The sequence below is a fragment of the Luteimonas sp. gir genome (assembly GCF_037198055.1).
GTDB lineage: Bacteria > Pseudomonadota > Gammaproteobacteria > Xanthomonadales > Xanthomonadaceae > Luteimonas > Luteimonas citri_A.
In genome coordinates, this window is record NZ_JBBAXQ010000009.1 from 1 (window position 1) to 19521 (window position 19521).

Below are 19521 nucleotides of genomic sequence, written 5' to 3' on the forward strand. Positions count from 1 at the left end.
GGATGCAGTTGGACTGCCGATGGTGATCTGGTATTAGGTTTCGTCCACTCGCTCACTGGAAGCATGCCATGATTGCTTTGAGTAGCAGCCAGTTTCGGCGCAATGTCGGTCGCGCGACGCGTGAATCGGAGCGGGGGCCAGTGCTCATCACGCAGCGAGGGGAGCCTGCGTACGTGCTGCTTTCAATTCAAGACTATCGCCGTTTGGTCGTGCCGCGTCGGACGCTTGCCGATGCGCTTGCGATGCCAGGCGCCGCAGCTGTCGAGCTCGATTTGCCACGTCTGCGTGACTATCCGCCGATGGTGAACTTGGCGAGCGAGGCCGACGGATAGAGCGCAAAAAAAATAAACAAAGAAGTAGCCAATCCAGGGCTTGACATCCTGTTCTTTCAGTAGCACGCTCGTCCCCGGAGCCTCGAAACTCCGTGCATAGCGGTACCCACCTCCGACAAACTGGTGGGTTTTTTGTGCCTGCATCTTTCGCAGGTGCAACCGGCGCGATCTCTGCGTCGGGAGGGCGGTGAATACAACACCCGAAAGGGGAATAAGCCCGCCGGCTATGCACGGTTTCGAGCCTCCCGACTTCCCGTCCACCGTGCGCGGTGGCGGGGCACTTCCCATGGAATGGAGGCAAACGCGATGTCCAAGCATGACCATGATGATCAGAATCAGCCTGGCTACTTCGTGCCGGAAGACAGCCGCACGCGGCTGCGGCAGCTGATCGAGCATATGCAGTTCTTGTCGGAACTGGCGCAACCGCGCTCGCTGGCTGATGAGGAGCAAGGCATCCCACAGGTGCGGGGCGGCGATGTGGCCACCTGCCTGACGCTGTTGGCCGAGCAGGCCGATCAGGTGCTCGAAGCGATGCGGTGGCGGCCATCGCGGGCGGCGCGGCAGGATGCGTACACGCCGCCGGAGGATCTCGAATCTGACGAGGCCACGCATGCCGATGACACGCCGCAAGAGGCGACCAGGGGCGCGTACGCCAAGGCACGCGCAGCGGAGGTAGCCGATGTGCCGGACGACTTCGTGTTCGGCGTCACCATCGACCAGGCCGATGCGCTGGATCGTCTGGTGCAGACGCTGATGGCGCATGGCGATGTGCTGGCGTCCGGCCATGAGGACGATTTGGCCGACGCCACGATCTCGACGCTGGGGCTGGCGATCTCGGAAGGTGCCGACACGGTGCGCGAGATTCTGGAACAAGTGCAGGAACAGCAGTTGCACGCGCCGTCGCGGCCGGCCACGGGTGTGCGTGAGCCGCGCCCGACGTACGGAGCCGTGCTGCACTGAAGTTGGTATGGGGCCGGGCGCGCCGCGTTGACGTTGCGCGCCCGGCTTTTAGTATCTAAACTTCAGATCAAGGGTGACGGAAACTTCGCAGTGCATGTCAGGCCATTAGGGTGCGCGGCCTGTGCCTCTGCGGGGACACCCGGACTGACTTCTCTGGACTCATTGCACAGGAAGCTCGCCGACATGACAACGCAACGGATGGTGGCTGGGGTCACGCTGGATCAGGTGGATCGACTCGACCACTTGCTGCAATCGATCACCGCCCTGGGTGATGTACTCGCGATGGGGGATGTCCCCCTCCTGCAGGAACACACGGTGTCCACGCTCGGGCACGCGGTCTTTCGCGCCGGGCTCGAGGCGCAGGAGATTCTGGACACGGTAGGCGCGCAGCGGCTTGGGATGAACGTTACGGTCGACCCTGTGGCCAGCTGCGATGTCGACAGTCGCAAGTCTCGCTCGGTCAAGGAGAACGAGTTGCGGCGCCGCCTGTCGGAGGCGCGCACGCGCGAAGAACTGGAGCGCGTGCTGGAGGACAGCTATTTCGACAGGATCCGCCAGGTGCTGGCCGATGGGCCTGGTGGGCCTGTCAAGGACGACGACTAGCCCAGGGCGCGGGCGCGGTTCGATGCCGCGGTGCCGGGCTTGCGTCGGGATTGCTTGACGTACTTGCGTCGTCGCGTTGGCCGAGCGGATGTGGCCGAAGATCTGACCCAGGAAACGCGCGTGCGCTTACTGTCGTATCGGGAGAATCCTGACATCAAAAGCCATACGCGCCTGATGTATCGGATTGTACAGAACTTGATAATCGAGTTCAGACGCGCTCGCGGGCGCCGGCGTGCCGCGCAGCATGTCTGCCTCGACGATGCCGGCATGCTGCAGGCGCCGTTACCCCCGATCGAGGAGCGGGCGCTGTCGACGTTACGTGCTGCAACAAGCTGACGATCCGTGCTTGGTATTGCAGCGCGATCTGTGGGTCGCACGCGATGGGTCGCGTTGCGAGCCGCCTGAAACGGATCGAAGGACGTTTCCCCCACACATGGAGGTCAATCATGACCGGATCACCGAATGACACGGACGAACACCTGGGTTACTACCTGTCAGTGGATGCCCAGTTCCGCCTGGAGCGGCTGCGCGTGTTCATGCGCTTCATCGCGCGGCTGGCCGAGCCGCGCACCAGTGAGGACGACCCACCGCAACTGGACTGGCAGGAACTGCAGTTCTGTATGGAACAGCTGGCCGAGCAGATCGACAGCGTGATGGAGGTGCTGGACTGGCCGGCGCGGCGGAGTGCGGCCGACCGCACCGACGAAGACGCAACGTCCGCGTCGGTGGATGAGGACGATGCGGCGCCTGCGGAACGCGCGGCCAAGACGGGACGGCCCGGCGGCCAGGCGTCGCGCGTGTCGGCGGGGCAGGCCGAGGACGCGCCTGCAGCGACCCCGTTCGGCCAGTGCACGGACGGCGAGCCGTTTGTCTTCGGCCTGACGACGGACCAGGCCGATGCGCTGGGGCGGCTGTTGCAGACGATTGCCGCGCATGGTGACGTCATTGCCTCCGATCACGCCGACGACCTCGCCGACGACACCTTGTCGACATTGGGTCTGGCGATCTCCGAGGGCGCGGATGACGCCCGTGTGCTGCTGGATCAGATCGAGACGCAGCGGCTCGGCGTCGCCTCGCGGCCGATCCACGGCGTCGAAGAACCCCGGCCTCGCTATGGCGCAACCCGCGTCGAGCGCACACGCCGCCCTACGGTTCGGCAGGCGGCAGCGCCGGTGTATCAGGTGCATTGAACAGGTGGACTTGGGGCTGCCGGACGCTTTGGCGTCCGGCAGTTTGAGGATGAAATGAGGTTGCGCATGTCTACCACTACCATTCGCCTACCTAGTGCGCTGAAGGCGCGTGTCGAGAAAGCAGCCGAGCAGGCAGGTAAGGGCCTCGATGCGTTCATCATGCATGCGATTGCCAAACCGGTCGAATTGGATGGGCGGCACGCCGACTTCGATGCCGTTGTAGAGGCGCGCTATGCGCGCTTGGCTGCGACAGGCCACGCTATTCCCTGGGACAACATGCGCACTTATCTGGAGGCGGTAATCGCCGGTGAACAACCGGAGCCGCTTGTGGCGCGCCACTGGAAGCGGGAGTGACGCGTGTCAAGTTGGAACGTGAAGCGGGCTATGCAGGTTGACGCATTGCTCACTTGCAGCGCCGAACCACCGATACGATCGTCTGTTCGAGCTCGTCCTGGGCTTGCGCCGGCGTGATGTCGCCGGCGCAAGCGGCATCGGACAGGGCATCGGCGGCGCCGAGCATCGCCCAGCGCGATGCCGTCGGCAGGCCCGCCGGACCGGCGAACGGGGCGAGGACCGCGGCGCATTTGTCCAGGAACGTCTGCTGATAGCGGCGTTTGACGGCAGCCAGTTCGGGCGAACCGCTGAGCGCGGCCAGCACGCCGGCGATCTCCGCGCCCTGGGTCAACACGCAGTCCACGTAGCTGGTGGCGATGGTGCGGGCCTTGGCCTGCAACGTTGGCCGTGCAGCGGCGACGGCGGCGTCGAAGAGTGCCGTCTGGCGCACGTCGAAGTCCTCGTACAGCGCCGCCAGCAGACCGTTGCGCGTGCCGAAATGGTCGTAGACGACGGGCTTGGTCACGCCCGCGGCCTCGGCCAGCCGTGCCAGCGTCAGGGCGTCCGTGCCTTCGTGGCCGATCAGCGTCCAGGCGGCGTCCAACAGCTGCCGCGTGCGCTCGGCACGTGGCAGTCGGCGGCGGGTGTTGTCGGGGGCGGGCGAGGGCAAGGTGTCGTGTCCGGTGTCGTCAGGGGCGGGGGGCAAACACACGTTGGCCCAGCGCGTGGGCGGTGTCGAGGTGCGCCTGTGGAAAGCCGGCGTCGGAGGCGAGCAGCAGTTCGGAAGTCAGCACCCGAGCGCCGCAGTAATCGAAGATGCCATGGTCGATCTGGGTCTTCATCGCGCCGAAGTAGCCATGCCGCGCCATGGTCCGCTGGTCGGCGCCGCCGTTGGCGATCAGGTGCACCTGCAGGCGTTGCAGCTTCTTGTGGAGCTTGCCGCCGTCGTCCTGGTCGTAGGCCCAGCCATTGGTGAAGACGCGATCGATCCAGCCCTTGAGCAATGCGGGGAACGACCACCAGTAGATCGGGTAGACCAGCACGAGCGCATCGGCGCGCTCGAGACGTGTGTGCTCGGCGGCCACGTCGCTCGGAGGAGACGCCTGTTTGTGGAACAGCGCGAGGTCGGCCTGGTTGAACCGGGGATCGAAGCCTTCCGCCGCGAGATCGGCGGTCTCGGCGGTATGGCCGCTGGCTTCGATGCCGGCGACAAAGTGCGCGGCGATGGCGTGGGTCAGGGAGGCAGGGTTGGGATGGGCGACGACGACGAGAGCGTGCACGGGAGATCCGGGGGAAGATGATTTCCTACGGATAGTAACTTACGAATAGTAATTTATGCTGAAGCGCCAGGCGCGTGGTCGGCTGCCAAGGCGGGCAGCGCGTCGCAGAAGAAATCCACGAACACACGCAGCTTGGGCGCCATCCACTCGCGCGCCGAGAAGTACAGATAGAAGCCCGGCTGCGCGCAGCGATAGTCGGCCAGCACCTCCACCAGCCGACCGGCGGCGAGATCGTCGGCCACGCATTGCGCGAATTGCCATGACAGGCCCAGGCCGCCGCGCGCGGCCTCGCGCACGAGGCGGTCGTCGGCGAACACCAGGCGGCCGTGGACGTCGAGGTCGATGTCGGTGCCGGCCTCGGCGAAGCGCCAGGCCTCGATGCGGCCACTGCCGGGCAGGCGAAAGCGGATGCAGTCGTGGGCGGTCAGGTCGCTGGGTGAGGCCGGGATGCCATGCCGGCGCAGGTAATCCGGGGTGCCGACGACGACGCGCTGCTGCGCACCGCCGATCGGCCGGGCGATGACATCGCGTGCAAGCGAGGGGCCGAACCGGATGCCGGCATCGAAGCCGCCGACGACGAGATCGGCCAGGGTGTCGTCGGTGAATAACTCGACCTGCAGCTCAGGGTAAAGGGCAAGAAAGTCCGGCAGTCGCGGCACCACCAGCAGGTCGGCGGCCAGGCGCGACAGATTGATCCGCAGCAGGCCGCTCGGCTGACCGCGGCCGGCGCGTGCCTGCTGCATGGCGATGTCGATCCGGTCGAGCGGGGTGTCGATCTGTTGGAGGAATGCGTGCCCGGCCTCGGTCAGCGTGACCCGGCGGCTGCTGCGGTGCAGGAGCCGCACGCCGAGTCGGGCCTCGAGCGCACGCACCCCTTGGGATACCGCGGACGGGCTGACGCCAGCGGCATCGGCCGCGCGGGTGAAGCTGCCCAGCCGCGCGACGCTGCGAAATGCGGCCAGGCCGGCGAGGGTTTCGTGCTTGGACATGAAGCAGAACTTACAGGCCGGTGAAGCCCGATCCGCTGTTTCTGGCATGTCGTGGGCGGGACAGTGTGTGCCCCGCAGCCCGAGAGTCCGCCATGACCGCCTTGTCTGCCTTGCTTGCCCTGTCCATTGCCGCCAGCAGCGCGCCGGCCACGCCATCGTCGCAGAACCTTGCGACGCGGCTCGACGCCGTGCTCGACACCGCGGTGCGCGAACAGCGCATCGTCGGCGCGGTGCTGCGGGTCGAACGCGATGGGCGCACGGTCTACCGGCGGGCCGTGGGCCAGATCGACCGCGAGGCCGGCCGTTCGATGCCCGAGGACGCGGTGTTCCGCCTGGCCTCGGTCAGCAAGCCGATCGTGACGCTGGCGGCGCTGCGCCTCGTCGATCAGGGCCGGTTGCGGCTGGACGACCCGGTCACGCGCTGGATTCCGGCGTTCCGCCCCGCGCTGGCGGACGGCCGCGTGCCGACGATCACCGTGCATCACCTGCTCACGCACAGCGCCGGGCTCGACAATCCGGGCGCGCAGCCACCGGAGGGGCCGTATCACCGGCTGGGTATTTCCGATGGGCTGGACCGGCGTGCGTTGACGCTGGCGCAGAACGTGCAGCGGATCGCCGACGCGCCGCTCGCGTTCGCACCGGGCACCGGCTGGCGGTACTCACTGGCGATCGACGTGCTCGGCGAGGTCGTCGCCCAGGCGCACCGCACCGATCTGCCGCGCGCGGTGGCCGACCTTGTCACCGGACCGCTCGGCATGACGGACACAGCGTTCTGGGTGCCGCCTTCGGATCGGGTCGCGGTGCCCTACGTCGATGGCGTTCCGGTGCCGCGGCGGATGGCCGGTGCGATGGACGTGCCGCTGCCCCCGGGGCTGGGCGTGTCGCTGCGCTTCGATTCCGAGCGTGCGTTCGATGCGCAGGCCTTCGCGTCGGGCGGTGCAGGGATGCTGGGCACGGCCGATGATGTCGTGCGCGCGCTCGAGGTCTTCCATGGGCGCGGGCCGTTCTTGCAGCCGGCCACCATCGCCCAGGCGAGGCGCGATCATGTCGGCGCGGCCGCGGCCACGCAGGGGCCGGGCTGGGGCTTCGGTTATGGCGGCGCCGTGCTCGTCGACCCGGCCGCCGCCGCCACCCCGCAGGCGCCCGGCACGCTGCAGTGGGGCGGGGTGTACGGCCACACCTGGTTTGTCGACCCGGCCAACGGTCTGACCGTCGTGCTGCTGACCAACACCGCATTCGAAGGCATGTCTGGCGCACTGCCGCGCGAGGTCCGGGATGCGGTGTATGCGGGCGACTGACTGGCCGTGGCTGCGGATTGCGAGCCATGCGTTGATTGGACGCTGTATTCGCCGCACAATATGCGGTGAATAAGGGGCGCAATCGCCGCAGGAGACGCCATGCCGCATTGGATCTGGGAACGTGACGATTGGCCTGCCTTCCGTTACGACCCTGGCCGCCTGGCGTCGTCACTGGCCGAGGCGGCCCATGCGATCGGCCGCCTGCACGGTCGCATCGAGGCACTACAGGCGCCGGAGCGCGACCGCGCCGCGTTGGCCGCGTTGTTGGCCGATGTCGTGAAATCCAGCGCGATCGAGGGCGAGCGACTGGACGTGGAGACGGTGCGCTCGTCTTTGGCACGACGGCTGGGCGTGGATGAAGGCAACACGATGGCGGTCGACCGCCATGTGGAAGGCGTCGTCGCGATGAACCTCGATGCGACGGAGCAGGCCGCTGTCCCGCTGACATCGGATCGATTGAAGGCGTGGCAGGGCGCGTTATTTCCCACCGGACGCAGCGGGCTATCGGCCGTGCGTGTTGCTGCATGGCGTGACGATCGTACCGGGCCGATGCAGGTGGTGTCCGGTCCGCACGGGCGCCAAGTCGTGCATTACCAGGCACCCCCCGCCGAGCGATTGGACGCAGAGGTCGCGCGTTTTCTGCGTTGGTTCGAATCACCTTCGTCCGAGTCGCCGCTGATCCGGGCCGGACTCGCGCACTTCTGGTTTGTGACCTTGCACCCGTTCGAGGATGGCAACGGACGCGTCTCCCGGGCAATCGGTGATATGGCGCTGTCGCGCTACGACCAGTTGCAATACCGCTACTACAGTGTCTCCGCTCAGATCCAGGCCGAGCGCGCCGATTACTACGCGCGTTTGGAGTGTAGCCAGCGTGGCGATCTCGATGTCACGTCGTGGCTGGCGTGGTTCCTCGGCTGTCTCACGCGAGCGGTGCTTCGCTCGGACGCCGAGCTCGATCGCGTGCTGCACAAGGCGCTGTTCTGGCAGCGCGTGGCGACGGTGCCGCTGTCAGAGCGGCAGATCAAAGCACTCAACAAAGTGATCGATGGCTTCGAGCAGCCGATCACCAACCGCAAATGGGCGGCGCTGACGCGGGTGTCGTCGGATACGGCATTGCGCGATCTCAAAGCGCTGGTCGCGGCAGGCGTGCTTGAACCGACGGCAGGCGGGGGGCGCTCCGCCGCTTATTGGCTCAAGGGCGTTCCACGGCCAAGTGAGAAGTAGGGCGCCTCCAGGCGTTTCCCGCGTCGAACTGGGATGATTCGCTCTACTGCCGCAGGTGGATCGCCCAATAGCCGAGCCCGACGCAGGCACCGCCGAGGATGTTGCCCAGCGTCGACCACACGAGGTTGACGCCGGCGCTGGCCCACGACAGGTCCGCGGGCGGCGCGATGCCGCTGGCGGACGCGGCCAGCAGGCCGAGCGGCAGCAAGGACATGTTGGCGATGGAATGCTCCAGCCCGAGCGCGACGAAGGCGGCGATCGGCGGCACGATCACCGCGACCTTGTCGACCGCGCTCTTGGCGCCAGCCGCCATCCACACCGCCAGGCACACGAGGATGTTGGCGAGGACGCCGCTGGCGAGGATCGCGGTGGGGGATTTCGCGGTCTTGGTCGCGGCGAGTTCGATTGCCGACGCCGCAACCGCGCCGTCGCCCGCGGTGTGCAGGCCGGCGGCGATCGCCAGCAGCACCAGCGCGAGCGCGCCGACGAGGTTGGCCAGCCAGACCACGCTCCAGGCACGCAGCAGACGTCTCGGACTGAGGCGGCGCTGGGCGAGCGGCAAGGTCATCAGCGTGTTGCCGGTGAACAGTTCGGCGCCGGCCAGCAGCACCAGGATCAGGCCGAGCGCGAAGCCGGTGCCGATCGCGAGTTGCGCCGGGCCGTAAGGCAGGTCGGCGGTGCCGGCGCCGAGCAGCGCGGCCATCAGACTACCGAAGCCAATGTAGGCGCCGGCCAGAATGCCCAGGCCCGCCATCGCGCCGAGCGGCCGATGGGCCTTCTCGACGCCGGTTTCGGACATGGTCTTGGCGATGTCCTCAGGGAGTGGCATCGCAAGGGCAGGCGTCGTCATCGGCGCGGTCCGTGCGGAGGGACAGGTGTAGCGGATGCGCGGTGAACGTGGCGGCCAGAGCGTTTTCGCGAACGGCTGCCCCCTCCCAACCTTCCACCCGTGAAGGGCGCAATGCCCCGTGCACGGGGAAGGAGACAAGCAGCCGCTCGCGTGGTGGCACCCCGCCGCGCGGGGAAGGAAACAGGCGATGGTCTGCGAGGTCGCCCTACTGTGTGAGGGAAAAGGAGGCAAGCGGCGGCCTTGCTTGATCACCTCCACTACAAGCGGGGGATCCACTATAAGCGGGGAAGGGAAACACGCAGTGATCTTGGATCGCCATCACCCGCGACTTGCGGGAAAGGAGAGGGGCCCGGGCGGTTACCTCCCCCGCGTGCGGGGGAGGTCGGTGCCGTGGGCACCGGGTGGGGGCGGGTTCGCAGGTACGAGGGGCTCGAGCCATGACCGGTGCAGGAGATGCCGATGGGAGGATCAGCACGGTGCGTCTTCCGCAATGGCCTTCACGCGTGCCGTCCTAGCCTCGAGGCTCTACCCATCGGGACAACGCCATGACCACGCAAGCCGGCAAGACGCAGGGCGGCGCCGCGCCGCAGGACGACGACACCACGCGGACTCCACCGCGCGATCCGAAGACAGGCATCGACCGCGAGGTCGGCGATCTCGATGATCCGGATGCGCCGGATAACGACGATGCACTGCCGGGGCGTGCAGGCGGGGGGCTGGCGGGCGGATGACGCCGAGCGCGTCTGCGACGCACCGCTTCGATCGCCGTTGGTGCGCGCAGCACACCTGCGAAAGCGACACGTTGCAACCCGCGACATTGCGTTCGCGACAACATCGCGTCGGACGCGACACTCGGGTTCTTGCGGTCGACGCGCACATTGGGGTCATCGTCCGCATTGAAGTCACCGAAACGCACGAGACGAGGTTGTCGCCTCGTGCGTTTCGATGCGAAGCGCCAGGCCGGCGATCAGACGATATCAGGCGACGTCCGGCAACCCCGGCAGCAGCTTGTCGAGCGTGATCGGGTAATCGCGCACGCGCACGCCGGTGGCGTTGTGGATGGCGTTGGCGATCGCGGCACTGACGCCGCACAGGCCCAGTTCGCCGACGCCCTTGGCCTTCATCGGCGAACTGTCGGCGTCGGCTTCATCCAGGAATACGACCTCCTGCTCGGGCACGTCGGCATGCACGGGGACTTCGTAGCCGGCAAGGTCGTGATTGACGAAGAAGCCGAGGCGCTCGTCGACGGCCAGTTCCTCCGACAAAGCGGCGCCGATGCCCATCGTCATCGCGCCGATGACCTGGCTGCGCGCCTGCTTCGGGTTGAGGATGCGACCGGCGGCGCACACGGCGAGCATGCGCCGCACACGGGTTTCGCCCGTCAGCGCGTCAACGCCGACTTCGCAGAAGTGCGCAGCGAACGTGGACAGCTGTTTGCGCTTGTCGAGGTCGCCAAACTCGATCGCATCCTCGACGACGATCTGGCCGTCACCGGCCACCTCGGCAAGCTTCACTGCACGTCCGCCGCCGCGCACTTCGCCGTCGACGAACTCTGCGGTCGCCGGATCGAGGTCGAGCCGGTTCGCGATGACTTCGCGCAATTTCATGCAGGCGGCATAGACGCCGGCGGTCGCGCTGTTGGCGCCCCATTGGCCGCCGGAACCGGCGGAAGCGGGGAAGGCGGAATCGCCAAGCTTGACCTCGATCTGGTCGATCGGCAGCCCCATCGTTTCGGCAGCGGTCTGCGCAATGATCGTGTAGCTGCCGGTACCGATGTCGGTCATGTCGGTTTCGACCGTGACCCGGCCGTCGGGCTGCAGGCGCGCACGGGCGCCGGACTTGGTGACCGGCGCATTGCGGAAGCCGGCGGCCATGCCGAGGCCGACGAGCCAGCGGCCATCGCGGACGCTGCCATGCGCGGCACGGCGATGCCAGCCGAAGCACTCGGCGCCCTGGCGCAGGCACTCGACCAGTTGCCGTTGCGAGAATGGCCGCTCGGGCTTTTCGGGATCGACCTGGGTGTCGTTGCGGATGCGGAACTCGACCGGGTCCATGCCGAGCTTCTCGGCCATTTCGTCCATGGCGATTTCCAGCGCCATCAGCCCGGGCGTCTCGCCCGGCGCACGCATCGCGTTGCCCTCCGGCAGGTCGAGCGTGGCCAGCCGCATCCTGGTCATGCGGTGTTCGCCGGCGTAGAGCAGGCGGGTCTGTTGGATCGCGACCTCCGGGTCGCCGCCGGGCAGGTTGCCCGACCAGCTCTCGTGACCGATCGCGGTGATGCGGCCGTCACGACCCGCGCCGATGCGAATGCGTTGCTCGGTTGCCGGGCGGTGCGTGGTGTTGTTGGCGATCAGCGGGCGGTGCAGGGCGACCTTGACCGGGCGCTTGGCCGCGCGTGCACCGAGTGCGGCGAGGATGGCGTCGGCGCGCACGAACAGCTTGCCGCCGAAGCCGCCGCCGATGTACGGCGAGACCAGACGCACCTTCTCCGGCGCAAGCCCGAGCGTGCGGGCGACGTCGCCGCGGCTCCAGGCGATCATCTGGTTCGACGTCCAGATCGTCACGTGGTCGCCGTCCCAGGCCGCGAGCGAGGCCATCGGTTCCATCATCGCGTGCGACTGGTCGGGCGTGGTGTAGGTCGCGTCGAGCGTGACCTCGGCCGATGCAAATGCGCTGTCGAAGTCGCCGACCGCTGTGTCGGCCGGCGTGTCGCCCTCCGGCTTGATGGCGCGGTCCTTCTCGGCATGCAGCGAGAAGCGACCGGGCTCGCGCGCATAGGTCACGCGGACCAGTGCGGCTGCGGCGCGCGCCTGCTCGAAGGTCTCGGCGACGACCAGCGCGATGGCCTGGTGGTAGTGCTCGATCGCCGGGCCGCCGAGCAAGGTCGCAGTGTTCATCTTGCCCTTGCCGAGCTCGCCGGCGTTGCGCGCAGTGACGACTGCCAGCACGCCCGGCGCGCGTTCTGCGGCCGAGGTGTCGAGCGCGGCGATGCGGCCCTTGGCAATGCCCGCGCCGACGACGTGGCCATAAGCGGCGCGTTCGGTGACGTCGTGCCATTCGTAGGCATAGGGGGCGGTGCCGGTGACCTTGTGTGGGCCGTCGATGCGGTCGAGCGGCTGGCCGACCACACGCAGGCGGTCGATCGGGTTGGGGCCGGCAGGCGTGTCGAATTTCATGCGCGGGTCTCCTGTGCGTCGACGAGCACGGCCGCGATCGTGCGCTGGGCGAGCGTGAGCTTGAAACGGTTGTCGTCGGTGGGCGTGGCGCCCTCGAACAGGCGCGCAGCGACGGCGGCCGCGCCGTTGGGCAGTTCGGCATCGGCGGCGTCGCTGCGCCAGGGCGTGTGCGCGACGCCGCCCACGGCGATGCGGCCGCGGCCATCGTCGTGCACGATCGCCGCGACCGACACCAGCGCGAAGGCGTACGAGGCGCGGTCGCGGACCTTGCGGTAGAGCTGGCGGCCGCCGACCGGCGGCGGCAGCACGACCGCGGTGATCAGTTCGCCGGGGGCAAGCGCGGTCTCGCGCTGTGGTGTGTCGCCGGGTGCGAGATACAGATCGGCGAGCGCGATGCGACGTTCGCGTCCGTCGGGCTGGACGGTCTCCACCGCCGCATCGAGTGCGCGCATCGCGACCGCCATGTCGCTGGGATGGGTGGCGATGCAAGCGCGGCTGCCGCCGATGACCGCGAGCTGCCGGCTGTAGCCGTCGAGCGCGCCGCAGCCGCTGCCGGGCAGGCGCTTGTTGCAGGGCTGCGCGGTGTCGTAGAAGTAGGGGCAGCGTGTGCGCTGCAGCAGGTTGCCGGCGGTGGTGGCGCGGTTGCGCAACTGGCCGGACGCGCCGGCGAGCAGGGCGCGCGACAGTACCGGATAGTCGCGGCGCACACGGGCATCGGCGGCAAGATCGGTGTTGCGCACCAGCGCGCCGATGCGCAGGCCGCCATCGGGTGTCGCCTCGATGGTGTCCAGTGCCAGGCCATTGACGTCGATGAGTTGCGCGGGGGTCTCGATCTCGAGCTTCATCAGGTCGAGCAGGTTGGTGCCACCGGCGATGAACTTCGCGCCCGGCGTACGGGCAGCAGCGGCCGCTGCCTCGGCCGGGGAGGCGGCGCGTGTGTAGTCGAAGGCCTTCATGCGCCAGCCTCCGTTGCGCGACGGCTGCCGGCCACATCCTCGATCGCGTCGAGGATGTTGGCGTAGGCGCCGCAGCGGCACAGGTTGCCGCTCATGCGCTCGCGGATCTCGTCGGGGCTGAGCGCAGGACGGGCAGTGAGGTCGCCGGTAACATGGCTCGGAATGCCGGCGCGCACTTCGTCGAGCACCGCGACCGCCGAGCAGATCTGCCCGGGCGTGCAATAGCCGCACTGGTAGCCGTCGTGCTTGACGAAGGCCGCCTGCATCGGATGCAGGCGCTCGGGCGTGCCGAGGCCTTCGATCGTGGTGACCTTGGCATCGGCGTTCATCACTGCCAGCGTCAGACAAGTATTGATGCGGCGGCCATCGACGATCGCGGTGCAGGCGCCGCACTGGCCGTGGTCGCAGCCCTTCTTGGTGCCGGTGAGCTGCAGGTGTTCGCGCAGCAGGTCGAGCAGTGTGGTGCGCGTGTCGACCTCGCGTTCAATGCGGCGGCCGTTGACCTCCAGCGAGACGCGTTGCATGACCGGGGGGCGGGGCGGGGCGGGGGTCACGGAGGCGGTGGCGGCCTGGGCGATGCCGGGCGCGGCGACGGCGCCGGCCGAGGCCGCGCCTGCCTTGAGCAGTTCGCGGCGGGAGAGCGGTGACATGGCGGAATCCTTCTGGCTGGCGACCGGGGGCACGGGCTGGCGGGGATTGGTGTGGGGCGGAAGATGCGCGCGCGGCGTGCGCACTTGAACGAGATGCAGAGCGAGCGTGCCGGTCGTGGCGTGTCGAGGGGATCAAGAATGCAGCGGGTTGTTGATCGGCGTGCGCGGCATGCCTATTCATTCGCCGCAAGCAGATGCGATCTGCGGACTTGCGGCGTGCTGGCGGTGGGGGCCCACCGGTCGCGACCGCCACCGATCTCAGCTGCACAGGGGCCTGCATGCTCGCGGGCGTTGATTCGGCGCGTGTAGACCGCGACCGTGACATGCAATTGTGGGCGCCTACGCGTGTGCGCCGCGCCAGAGCTGCAGTTGCGTGGCGATGCTCAACGCAATCGCCGCCGCGCCGCGGCCGCAGCCGGGAACACCGACCGGCGACTGCAGGCGCTCGGCGAGCGCATCGCGATCTTGAGCGCGCAGCAACTTGAACAGGTCGCGACGCCGACGCTCGGGCCCGAGCAGGCCGATGAAGGGAATGTGCGAGGCCGCCAGTGCTTCGAGTGCATCGCGGTCGGCCTCGAAGCCGTGGTGCATGACCAGCGCAACGTCGGCATCGGCGTGGGCGGTGATCGCGGCGGTGGGGGGGACCTCGATCACGTCGATGTCCGGCGCGACGCGGGCGCGCCAGGCGGGGCGGGCCTCGGCGATGACCACACGCCAGCCCAGCGTGCGCAGCATCGGCACCAGCACCGGCGTTTCCGGTCCGGTGCCGAGTACGAGCGCGGACGGCATGCGTCGCACGCTGATTGGCCAGTGGTCCACTTCGGAGGGCGGCACCGGCCCGCTGGGCAGGCGCCACTGCCATCGGCGTGCGCCGATGCGCCAGTCGATGGCGCCTTCGCGATCGAGCGTGATCGTCAGGTCCTGGTGTTCGGCGAGCCAGGCCTGCAGTGCGGTGTCGATGTCGTCTAGCGCAGCGAGCGGCAACAAGGCGATCAGCTGGCGGCCGCGACAGCCCACGGCCGAGCCCAGGAACAGCGCACCATCGTCGGTGGTGTCGATCTCCAGCCAGCCCACGCGTTCACCGGCCGCGGCCGCCATCGCCAGACGCGCGATCTCGGGTTCCAGGCAGCCGCCGCTGATCCAGCCGTGCTGCAGGGCCTCGCCGAACAGTGCGAGCGTGCCAGGCGCGGCATAGGTCGAGCCCTCGGTTTCGACGACGATCGCCAGCACCGGGCGCGTCCCTGCCGCCAGCGCATCGCGCGCTGCCTGCAGCACCGCGCCGGGGTCGCCGTCCGCAAAGCGGGAGGGCGGCGCCTGCGGACGTGGCGTCGATGCCGGTACGGTCGGCATCGGCATCGGCATCGGCGACGTGCGGAGCAGGGGAGCGACTGCGGCCATCGGGATCGGGAGCGCCGGCAGCGGAGCGCGATGCCGGACAGAAGCGAAAGAGCAGCCAGCCTCCATCAGTGGGTGTGAAGGGGGGTTGTAGGTGGTGCGGGTGGCAGGTTGAGCGCTTCGGGCAAGGCGGCCCCCATCCCAACCTTCCCCCGCAAGCGGGGGAAGGAGCAAAAACACCGCCGCGCGCAGATCACCTCCCCCGCCTGCGGGGGAGGTCGCCGCGCTTGCGGCGCGTGGGGGCAGGGCTCTGCGCGCGCGCTAGCCGCGGTGCGCGCGATCGGCGCCGACCGCGGCGGCGCCACGCAGCAGCATGCGGATCATCTTCGCGAGATCGTCGACCAGCGCGTCGTCGCGTTCGGGCGGAGAGTCGAGCGCGGTGCCGCCCAGCGCGAACACCAGGCGGGTGATCGCCCGGGCCACCAGCGCGGGTTCGTGGAAGGCCGCGCCCTGCGCGGCGGCGATGCGCACCAGATCGGCGCGCAGTTCGTCCTCGAAGAAATGCAATTGCCGGTCCACCGCGCGCTTGAACGCGTCCGAGCCCACGGTGCCTTCGCGCAGCAACACATGCAGCAGTTTGTCGTCTGCGCGCAGGCGTTCCATGAACGCCTCCAGAGAACCGCGCACGATGCTGCGTCCCGAGACCGCGCGCTTGCGGGCGTCGCCGACGATGCGGCGCAGCGATTCGCCGGCCTGGTCGATCAGCGCGACGGCCAGTTCGTCCATGTCGTGGAACTGGCGATAGAAGCTGTTCGGGGCGATGCCCGCCTCGCGCGCGACTTCGCGCAGGCTCAGCGTCGAGACGCTGCGGTGCGGACCGATCAGGCGCAGTGTTGCGGCGATCAGGTCATCGCGGACGATGGTCGGCTTGCGGCCGGGTTGACCGTCCTGAGCGGCGGGATCGCCGGCGGGCGCGGGAGCGGTGACGGTCAAAGGGGAAGCCAGGTGAAGCGGGCGACCAGCATAACAGTGCAGCGGGGAACGTCCGCCTGACCGCGGGAAACGGCGCGCTGAACAATTAATGCACAACTGTATACACGCCTGTGCGGATGCCTGTACAGTCGCGCCATGTCCGCCGTCTCCCAGTGTGCCTCCCGCACGCGCAGCCCGCTTCGTCGGCTCGCCGCGCCCTTCGTCGCGCCCCCGGTGTTCGACTTCTGGGCCCGCCGGCTGCATCCCACGTGGACCTGGGAGCGGCCGCTCGCACGGGTCGTCGGCCGGGTGCCGGCCGCCGATGGAGCGGTCACGCTGACCTTGCAGCCCAATCGCCACTGGACGGGGGCGCAGCCGGGCCAGCACGTCAATCTCGGTGTCGAGATCGACGGCGTGCGCATCACGCGCAGCTACAGCCTCGATGCGCCGGTGGCGGCCGATGGCAGGCTGACGATCACGGTCAAGCAGGTCGAGGGCGGTCGCGTGAGTGGGCATCTGCTCGAGCGCGCACGGCGTGGCGATGTGTTCGATATCGGTCCGGGCTTCGGCGACCTGGTGCTGCCCGAGGCGCCGCAGGGCAGCTGGCTGCTGCTGGCCGCTGGCAGCGGGATCACGCCGATGATGGCGCTGATCCGGCAACTCGCCGCGCAGGACATGCCGGTGCCGGTGACGCTGTTGTACTGGGTGCGTCATCGCGCGCAAGCCTGTTTCGTCGAGGAGCTCAGGACCTTGGCCGCACGCCATGCCGGCTTCGACGTGCGCTTCCTCCTGACGGGCGATGTGCCGGCGGTTGACGACGAAACGGCGGGCCGCATCGATGCTGCGTTGTTGGACACGCTGGTGCCCGATCTTGCGCAGCGCCAGGTCTATGCCTGCGGGCCCGGCGGCTTTGTCGCCACCGCGCAGACGCTGCTCGACGGGCGCGTGCCGCTTTTGCGTAGCGAAGCCTTTACACCGCCGCCAAGCCCGCCGGTCGACGACACCGGCACGGTGTCGGTGCAGTTGGCGCGCAGCGGACGCGCGCTTGTACTGCCGCGCGGCACCAACCTGCTTGCCGCCCTCGAAGCCGAGGGGCTCAAGCCCCGGTCGGGCTGCCGCATGGGCATCTGCAACACCTGCGCCTGCGGCAAGGCCGCCGGCGCTGCGCGCGACCTGCGCACCGGTCACGTCCACGGCGAGCCCTCGGCCGCGCTGAAGCTGTGTGTCAGCAGCGCGGTCACCGATCTCGTTCTCGATCTGTAGAAATTTGCGGAGCTCCCTGATGTCCAAGACCACCGCCCGCCGATTGGGCGCGCAGGAACTCGAAGCCTTCGGCACCGAACTCGATGCGCTGCACACGCGCACGATGGCGCAGGTGGGCAAGGTCGATGCCGACTACATCCGTCGGGTCGTTGCTGCGGTGCGCTGGACGGGCCTGGCCGGTCGCGCGCTGTTGATGCTCGGTGCGGTCGCCGGCGCGTTCGTGCCGTGGGTCCTGTGGGCGGCGTGGCCGGCGGGCGTCTTGCTGCTGGCGCTGGCCAAGATCCTCGAGAACATGGAGGTCGGGCACAACGTGATGCACGGCCAGTACGACTTCATGGGCGATCCGCAGCTCGAGGGCCAGCGCTACGAGTGGGACATCGTGGCGACCGGCGACAACTGGCGGCATTCGCACAACTACCGCCATCACACCTACACCAATGTGCGCGGCATGGACGACGACATCGGTTACGGCCTGCTGCGGATCTTTCCCGAGCAGCGCTGGAAGCCGTTCTACCTGCTGCAGCCGCTGATCGCGCCGGTGTTCGCGCTGTACTTCCAGTGGGGTGTGGCGATCCAGGAACTGAAGGTCGGTCGCTGGTTCGCTGGCAAGATGCCCAAGGGCAAGCTCGCGCGCGATTTCGCGCCGGTTGGCCGCAAGATGGGCCGGCAGTTGCTCAAGGACTACGTGCTGTTCCCGGCGCTGGCCGGGCCGTTCTTCCTGCCGGTGCTGCTGGGCAACCTGGTCGCCAACGGCCTGCGCAACATCTGGACGTTCGTGGTGATCTTCTGCGGCCACTTCACCGCCGATGCCGAGGTGTTCCCGAAGGACTGCCTGCGCCAGGAGACCCGCGGCCACTGGTACCTGCGCCAGTTGCGCGGCTCGTCGAACATCGGCGGTGGCCGGCTGATGCACCTGCTGACCGGCAACCTGAGCCACCAGATCGAGCACCACTTCTATCCCGACGTGCCGGCGCATCGCTATGGCGCAATGGCGGTCGAGGTGCGCGAGATCTGTGCGCGCTATGGCCAGCCCTACAACACCGGCTCGCTGCTGCGGCAGTTCGGCCAGGTGACCTGGCGGATCGTGCGGCATGCCTTTCCGAGCCGGCCGCGCCGCGCCGCCGCGCCGCTGGTCGGCGCGCCGCAGCAGGCTTGACGGGCCGGCAAGCGCCGCGCGGTCAAAGACTCGCGCGCAGGTCGCTCAGGGTCGCCATCAGCAGCATCGGATCGAGCGGCGAAGGCTCGAATCCCACCTGCCGGTAGAAGCGGGCGGCGTCTTGCGACAGCGCGTGCACCAGTAGGCCGCGGATGCCGATGGCGTCGGCCGCCTGCAGGACGCGCAGCGCGGCATCGCGGACGAGCGCGCGTCCGATGCCGCGCCCCTGCAGCGACCGATCCACCGCCAGGCGGCCGAGGACGACCACCGGGATCGGCTCGGGCATGTTGCGCCGGAAGCGGCCCGGCGCCGAGGCGACGGCGACTGCGCTCGAGGCCAGTGCGTAGTACGCCATGACGTGTCTGTCGTCGCATGCGACGAAGGTCCGCGACGCACCGCTGGTCTGGTTGGCGAGCGCGCGTCGTCGCAGCCACCGGTCCAGCCCGTCCTCGCCCGAGTCGAATGCGTCGACATCATGCAGAGCGGTCAACGGCTCGGGGGCAGCGAGCGTCATCGCGTCTGCGTGGAGCTGTCCCAGGGCGCCGGGGTCTGCATCGTGATACGCAACCGGTCATTTGGCTCGGGCGGCTGGTCCAGCCGTGCCAGGAAGGCGGCATAGGCCTTGCTGTCGACATGGAAGGTCGCCTGGTCGAGCAATGCTTCCTCGGCAGCGGCGCGGGCGGCTGCCAGCACGAAATCGGTGCGGTTCTTGCCCCGGCTCTTGGCGGCGCGATCGATCAGCGCCCGGTCCTCGGCCCGGATCCGCAGATTCAGGGTCTCGCGCTTGACGGGTGGGCGGCTGGCGATGGGCATGGTGTCGGGACGGTCGATGAACAAGATGATCATCGCACAAGTGTAATGACGGTGTCGTTACGTGGGCCGGAGCGCCGGCCGACGCCGCCGACACGGCGGCGGGCCGATAATGCCGGCCGCTTCCGCTTGTCAGGCCGCCCC

The 19521-nt window shown here is 68.5% G+C and carries 22 protein-coding genes; 11 read left to right on the forward strand and 11 right to left on the reverse strand.

Annotation, left to right across the window (positions count from 1 at the left end):
• Positions 1-68: 68 nt before the first annotated feature.
• The 6 genes from WAF18_RS11940 (at position 69) to WAF18_RS11965 (ending at position 3439) form a co-directional block, all read left to right on the forward strand.
• The gene (locus tag WAF18_RS11940) at positions 69-332 is read left to right on the forward strand and encodes a type II toxin-antitoxin system Phd/YefM family antitoxin (protein WP_337245288.1); all 264 of its coding nucleotides are present in this window, start codon (positions 69-71) and stop codon (positions 330-332) included.
• A gap of 306 nt (positions 333-638) precedes the next feature.
• The gene (locus WAF18_RS11945; RefSeq protein WP_337245289.1) at positions 639-1292 is read left to right on the forward strand and encodes a hypothetical protein; all 654 of its coding nucleotides are present in this window, start codon (positions 639-641) and stop codon (positions 1290-1292) included.
• 183 nt (positions 1293-1475) lie between these two features.
• On the forward strand, positions 1476-1895 hold the full coding sequence (locus WAF18_RS11950; protein WP_337245290.1) for a hypothetical protein: 420 nt from the start codon (positions 1476-1478) through the stop codon (positions 1893-1895).
• 30 nt (positions 1896-1925) lie between these two features.
• On the forward strand, positions 1926-2231 hold the full coding sequence (locus WAF18_RS11955) for a sigma factor (protein ID WP_337245291.1): 306 nt from the start codon (positions 1926-1928) through the stop codon (positions 2229-2231).
• 44 nt (positions 2232-2275) lie between these two features.
• Positions 2276-3085 carry a hypothetical protein gene (locus tag WAF18_RS11960; protein WP_337245292.1) on the forward strand — a complete coding sequence of 270 codons (810 nt, stop codon included), beginning with the start codon at positions 2276-2278 and terminating at the stop codon, positions 3083-3085.
• Between the two features lie 66 nt (positions 3086-3151).
• Complete coding sequence (locus WAF18_RS11965; protein WP_337245293.1) at positions 3152-3439, forward strand: CopG family transcriptional regulator; 288 nt, start codon at positions 3152-3154, stop codon at positions 3437-3439.
• Between the two features lie 49 nt (positions 3440-3488).
• Here WAF18_RS11965 and WAF18_RS11970 read toward each other — a convergent pair whose 3' ends face one another.
• From WAF18_RS11970 to WAF18_RS11980, 3 genes are read right to left on the reverse strand one after another with little or no spacing between them, the layout of a single operon-like run.
• Positions 3489-4088, reverse strand: coding sequence for a TetR/AcrR family transcriptional regulator (locus WAF18_RS11970; RefSeq protein WP_337245294.1), 600 nt, complete (start codon positions 4086-4088; stop codon positions 3489-3491).
• A gap of 19 nt (positions 4089-4107) precedes the next feature.
• Positions 4108-4698 carry an NAD(P)H-dependent oxidoreductase gene (locus WAF18_RS11975; protein ID WP_337245295.1) on the reverse strand — a complete coding sequence of 197 codons (591 nt, stop codon included), beginning with the start codon at positions 4696-4698 and terminating at the stop codon, positions 4108-4110.
• A 53-nt stretch (positions 4699-4751) separates the two neighbouring features.
• Entirely contained in the window at positions 4752-5687 is a 936-nt protein-coding gene (locus WAF18_RS11980; protein ID WP_337245296.1) for a LysR family transcriptional regulator, read from the reverse strand.
• A 92-nt stretch (positions 5688-5779) separates the two neighbouring features.
• Here WAF18_RS11980 and WAF18_RS11985 point away from each other — a divergent pair, with 92 nt between their 5' ends.
• On the forward strand, positions 5780-6985 hold the full coding sequence (locus WAF18_RS11985; RefSeq protein WP_337245297.1) for a serine hydrolase domain-containing protein: 1206 nt from the start codon (positions 5780-5782) through the stop codon (positions 6983-6985).
• A 99-nt stretch (positions 6986-7084) separates the two neighbouring features.
• Positions 7085-8209 (forward strand): Fic family protein, encoded by a 1125-nt coding sequence (locus WAF18_RS11990; RefSeq protein ID WP_337245298.1) that lies wholly within the window; start codon positions 7085-7087, stop codon positions 8207-8209.
• 43 nt (positions 8210-8252) lie between these two features.
• Here WAF18_RS11990 and WAF18_RS11995 read toward each other — a convergent pair whose 3' ends face one another.
• Positions 8253-9059, reverse strand: coding sequence for a formate/nitrite transporter family protein (locus WAF18_RS11995; RefSeq protein ID WP_337245299.1), 807 nt, complete (start codon positions 9057-9059; stop codon positions 8253-8255).
• Between the two features lie 545 nt (positions 9060-9604).
• Here WAF18_RS11995 and WAF18_RS12000 point away from each other — a divergent pair.
• Complete coding sequence (locus WAF18_RS12000) at positions 9605-9790, forward strand: hypothetical protein (RefSeq protein ID WP_337245300.1); 186 nt, start codon at positions 9605-9607, stop codon at positions 9788-9790.
• A 246-nt stretch (positions 9791-10036) separates the two neighbouring features.
• Here WAF18_RS12000 and paoC read toward each other — a convergent pair whose 3' ends face one another.
• The 5 genes from paoC to fabR form a co-directional block, all read right to left on the reverse strand.
• On the reverse strand, positions 10037-12235 hold the full coding sequence (paoC, locus tag WAF18_RS12005; RefSeq protein WP_337245301.1) for an aldehyde oxidoreductase molybdenum-binding subunit PaoC: 2199 nt from the start codon (positions 12233-12235) through the stop codon (positions 10037-10039).
• A complete protein-coding gene (locus tag WAF18_RS12010; protein ID WP_337245302.1) occupies positions 12232-13191 on the reverse strand; it encodes a xanthine dehydrogenase family protein subunit M in 960 nt (319 codons plus the stop codon). Before WAF18_RS12010 ends, paoC begins: the two co-directional genes overlap by 4 nt.
• Positions 13188-13841, reverse strand: coding sequence for an aldehyde dehydrogenase iron-sulfur subunit PaoA (gene paoA, locus WAF18_RS12015; RefSeq protein WP_337245303.1), 654 nt, complete (start codon positions 13839-13841; stop codon positions 13188-13190). Before paoA ends, WAF18_RS12010 begins: the two co-directional genes overlap by 4 nt.
• Before the next feature lie 339 nt (positions 13842-14180).
• Positions 14181-15203, reverse strand: coding sequence for an XdhC family protein (locus WAF18_RS12020; RefSeq protein WP_337245304.1), 1023 nt, complete (start codon positions 15201-15203; stop codon positions 14181-14183).
• 294 nt (positions 15204-15497) lie between these two features.
• The gene (fabR, locus tag WAF18_RS12025; protein WP_337245305.1) at positions 15498-16169 is read right to left on the reverse strand and encodes an HTH-type transcriptional repressor FabR; all 672 of its coding nucleotides are present in this window, start codon (positions 16167-16169) and stop codon (positions 15498-15500) included.
• A gap of 135 nt (positions 16170-16304) precedes the next feature.
• Between fabR and WAF18_RS12030 the strand changes: the two genes are divergently transcribed.
• Positions 16305-17411 (forward strand): ferredoxin reductase, encoded by a 1107-nt coding sequence (locus WAF18_RS12030; RefSeq protein WP_337245306.1) that lies wholly within the window; start codon positions 16305-16307, stop codon positions 17409-17411.
• A gap of 19 nt (positions 17412-17430) precedes the next feature.
• Positions 17431-18567 carry an acyl-CoA desaturase gene (locus WAF18_RS12035; RefSeq protein WP_337245307.1) on the forward strand — a complete coding sequence of 379 codons (1137 nt, stop codon included), beginning with the start codon at positions 17431-17433 and terminating at the stop codon, positions 18565-18567.
• A gap of 22 nt (positions 18568-18589) precedes the next feature.
• Here WAF18_RS12035 and WAF18_RS12040 read toward each other — a convergent pair whose 3' ends face one another.
• Both WAF18_RS12040 and WAF18_RS12045 read right to left on the reverse strand, forming a co-directional pair.
• Entirely contained in the window at positions 18590-19081 is a 492-nt protein-coding gene (locus WAF18_RS12040; protein ID WP_337245308.1) for a GNAT family N-acetyltransferase, read from the reverse strand.
• Entirely contained in the window at positions 19078-19404 is a 327-nt protein-coding gene (locus WAF18_RS12045) for a DUF1778 domain-containing protein (protein WP_337245309.1), read from the reverse strand. The genes WAF18_RS12040 and WAF18_RS12045 overlap by 4 nt, the downstream gene beginning before the upstream one ends.
• Positions 19405-19521 lie beyond the last annotated feature (117 nt).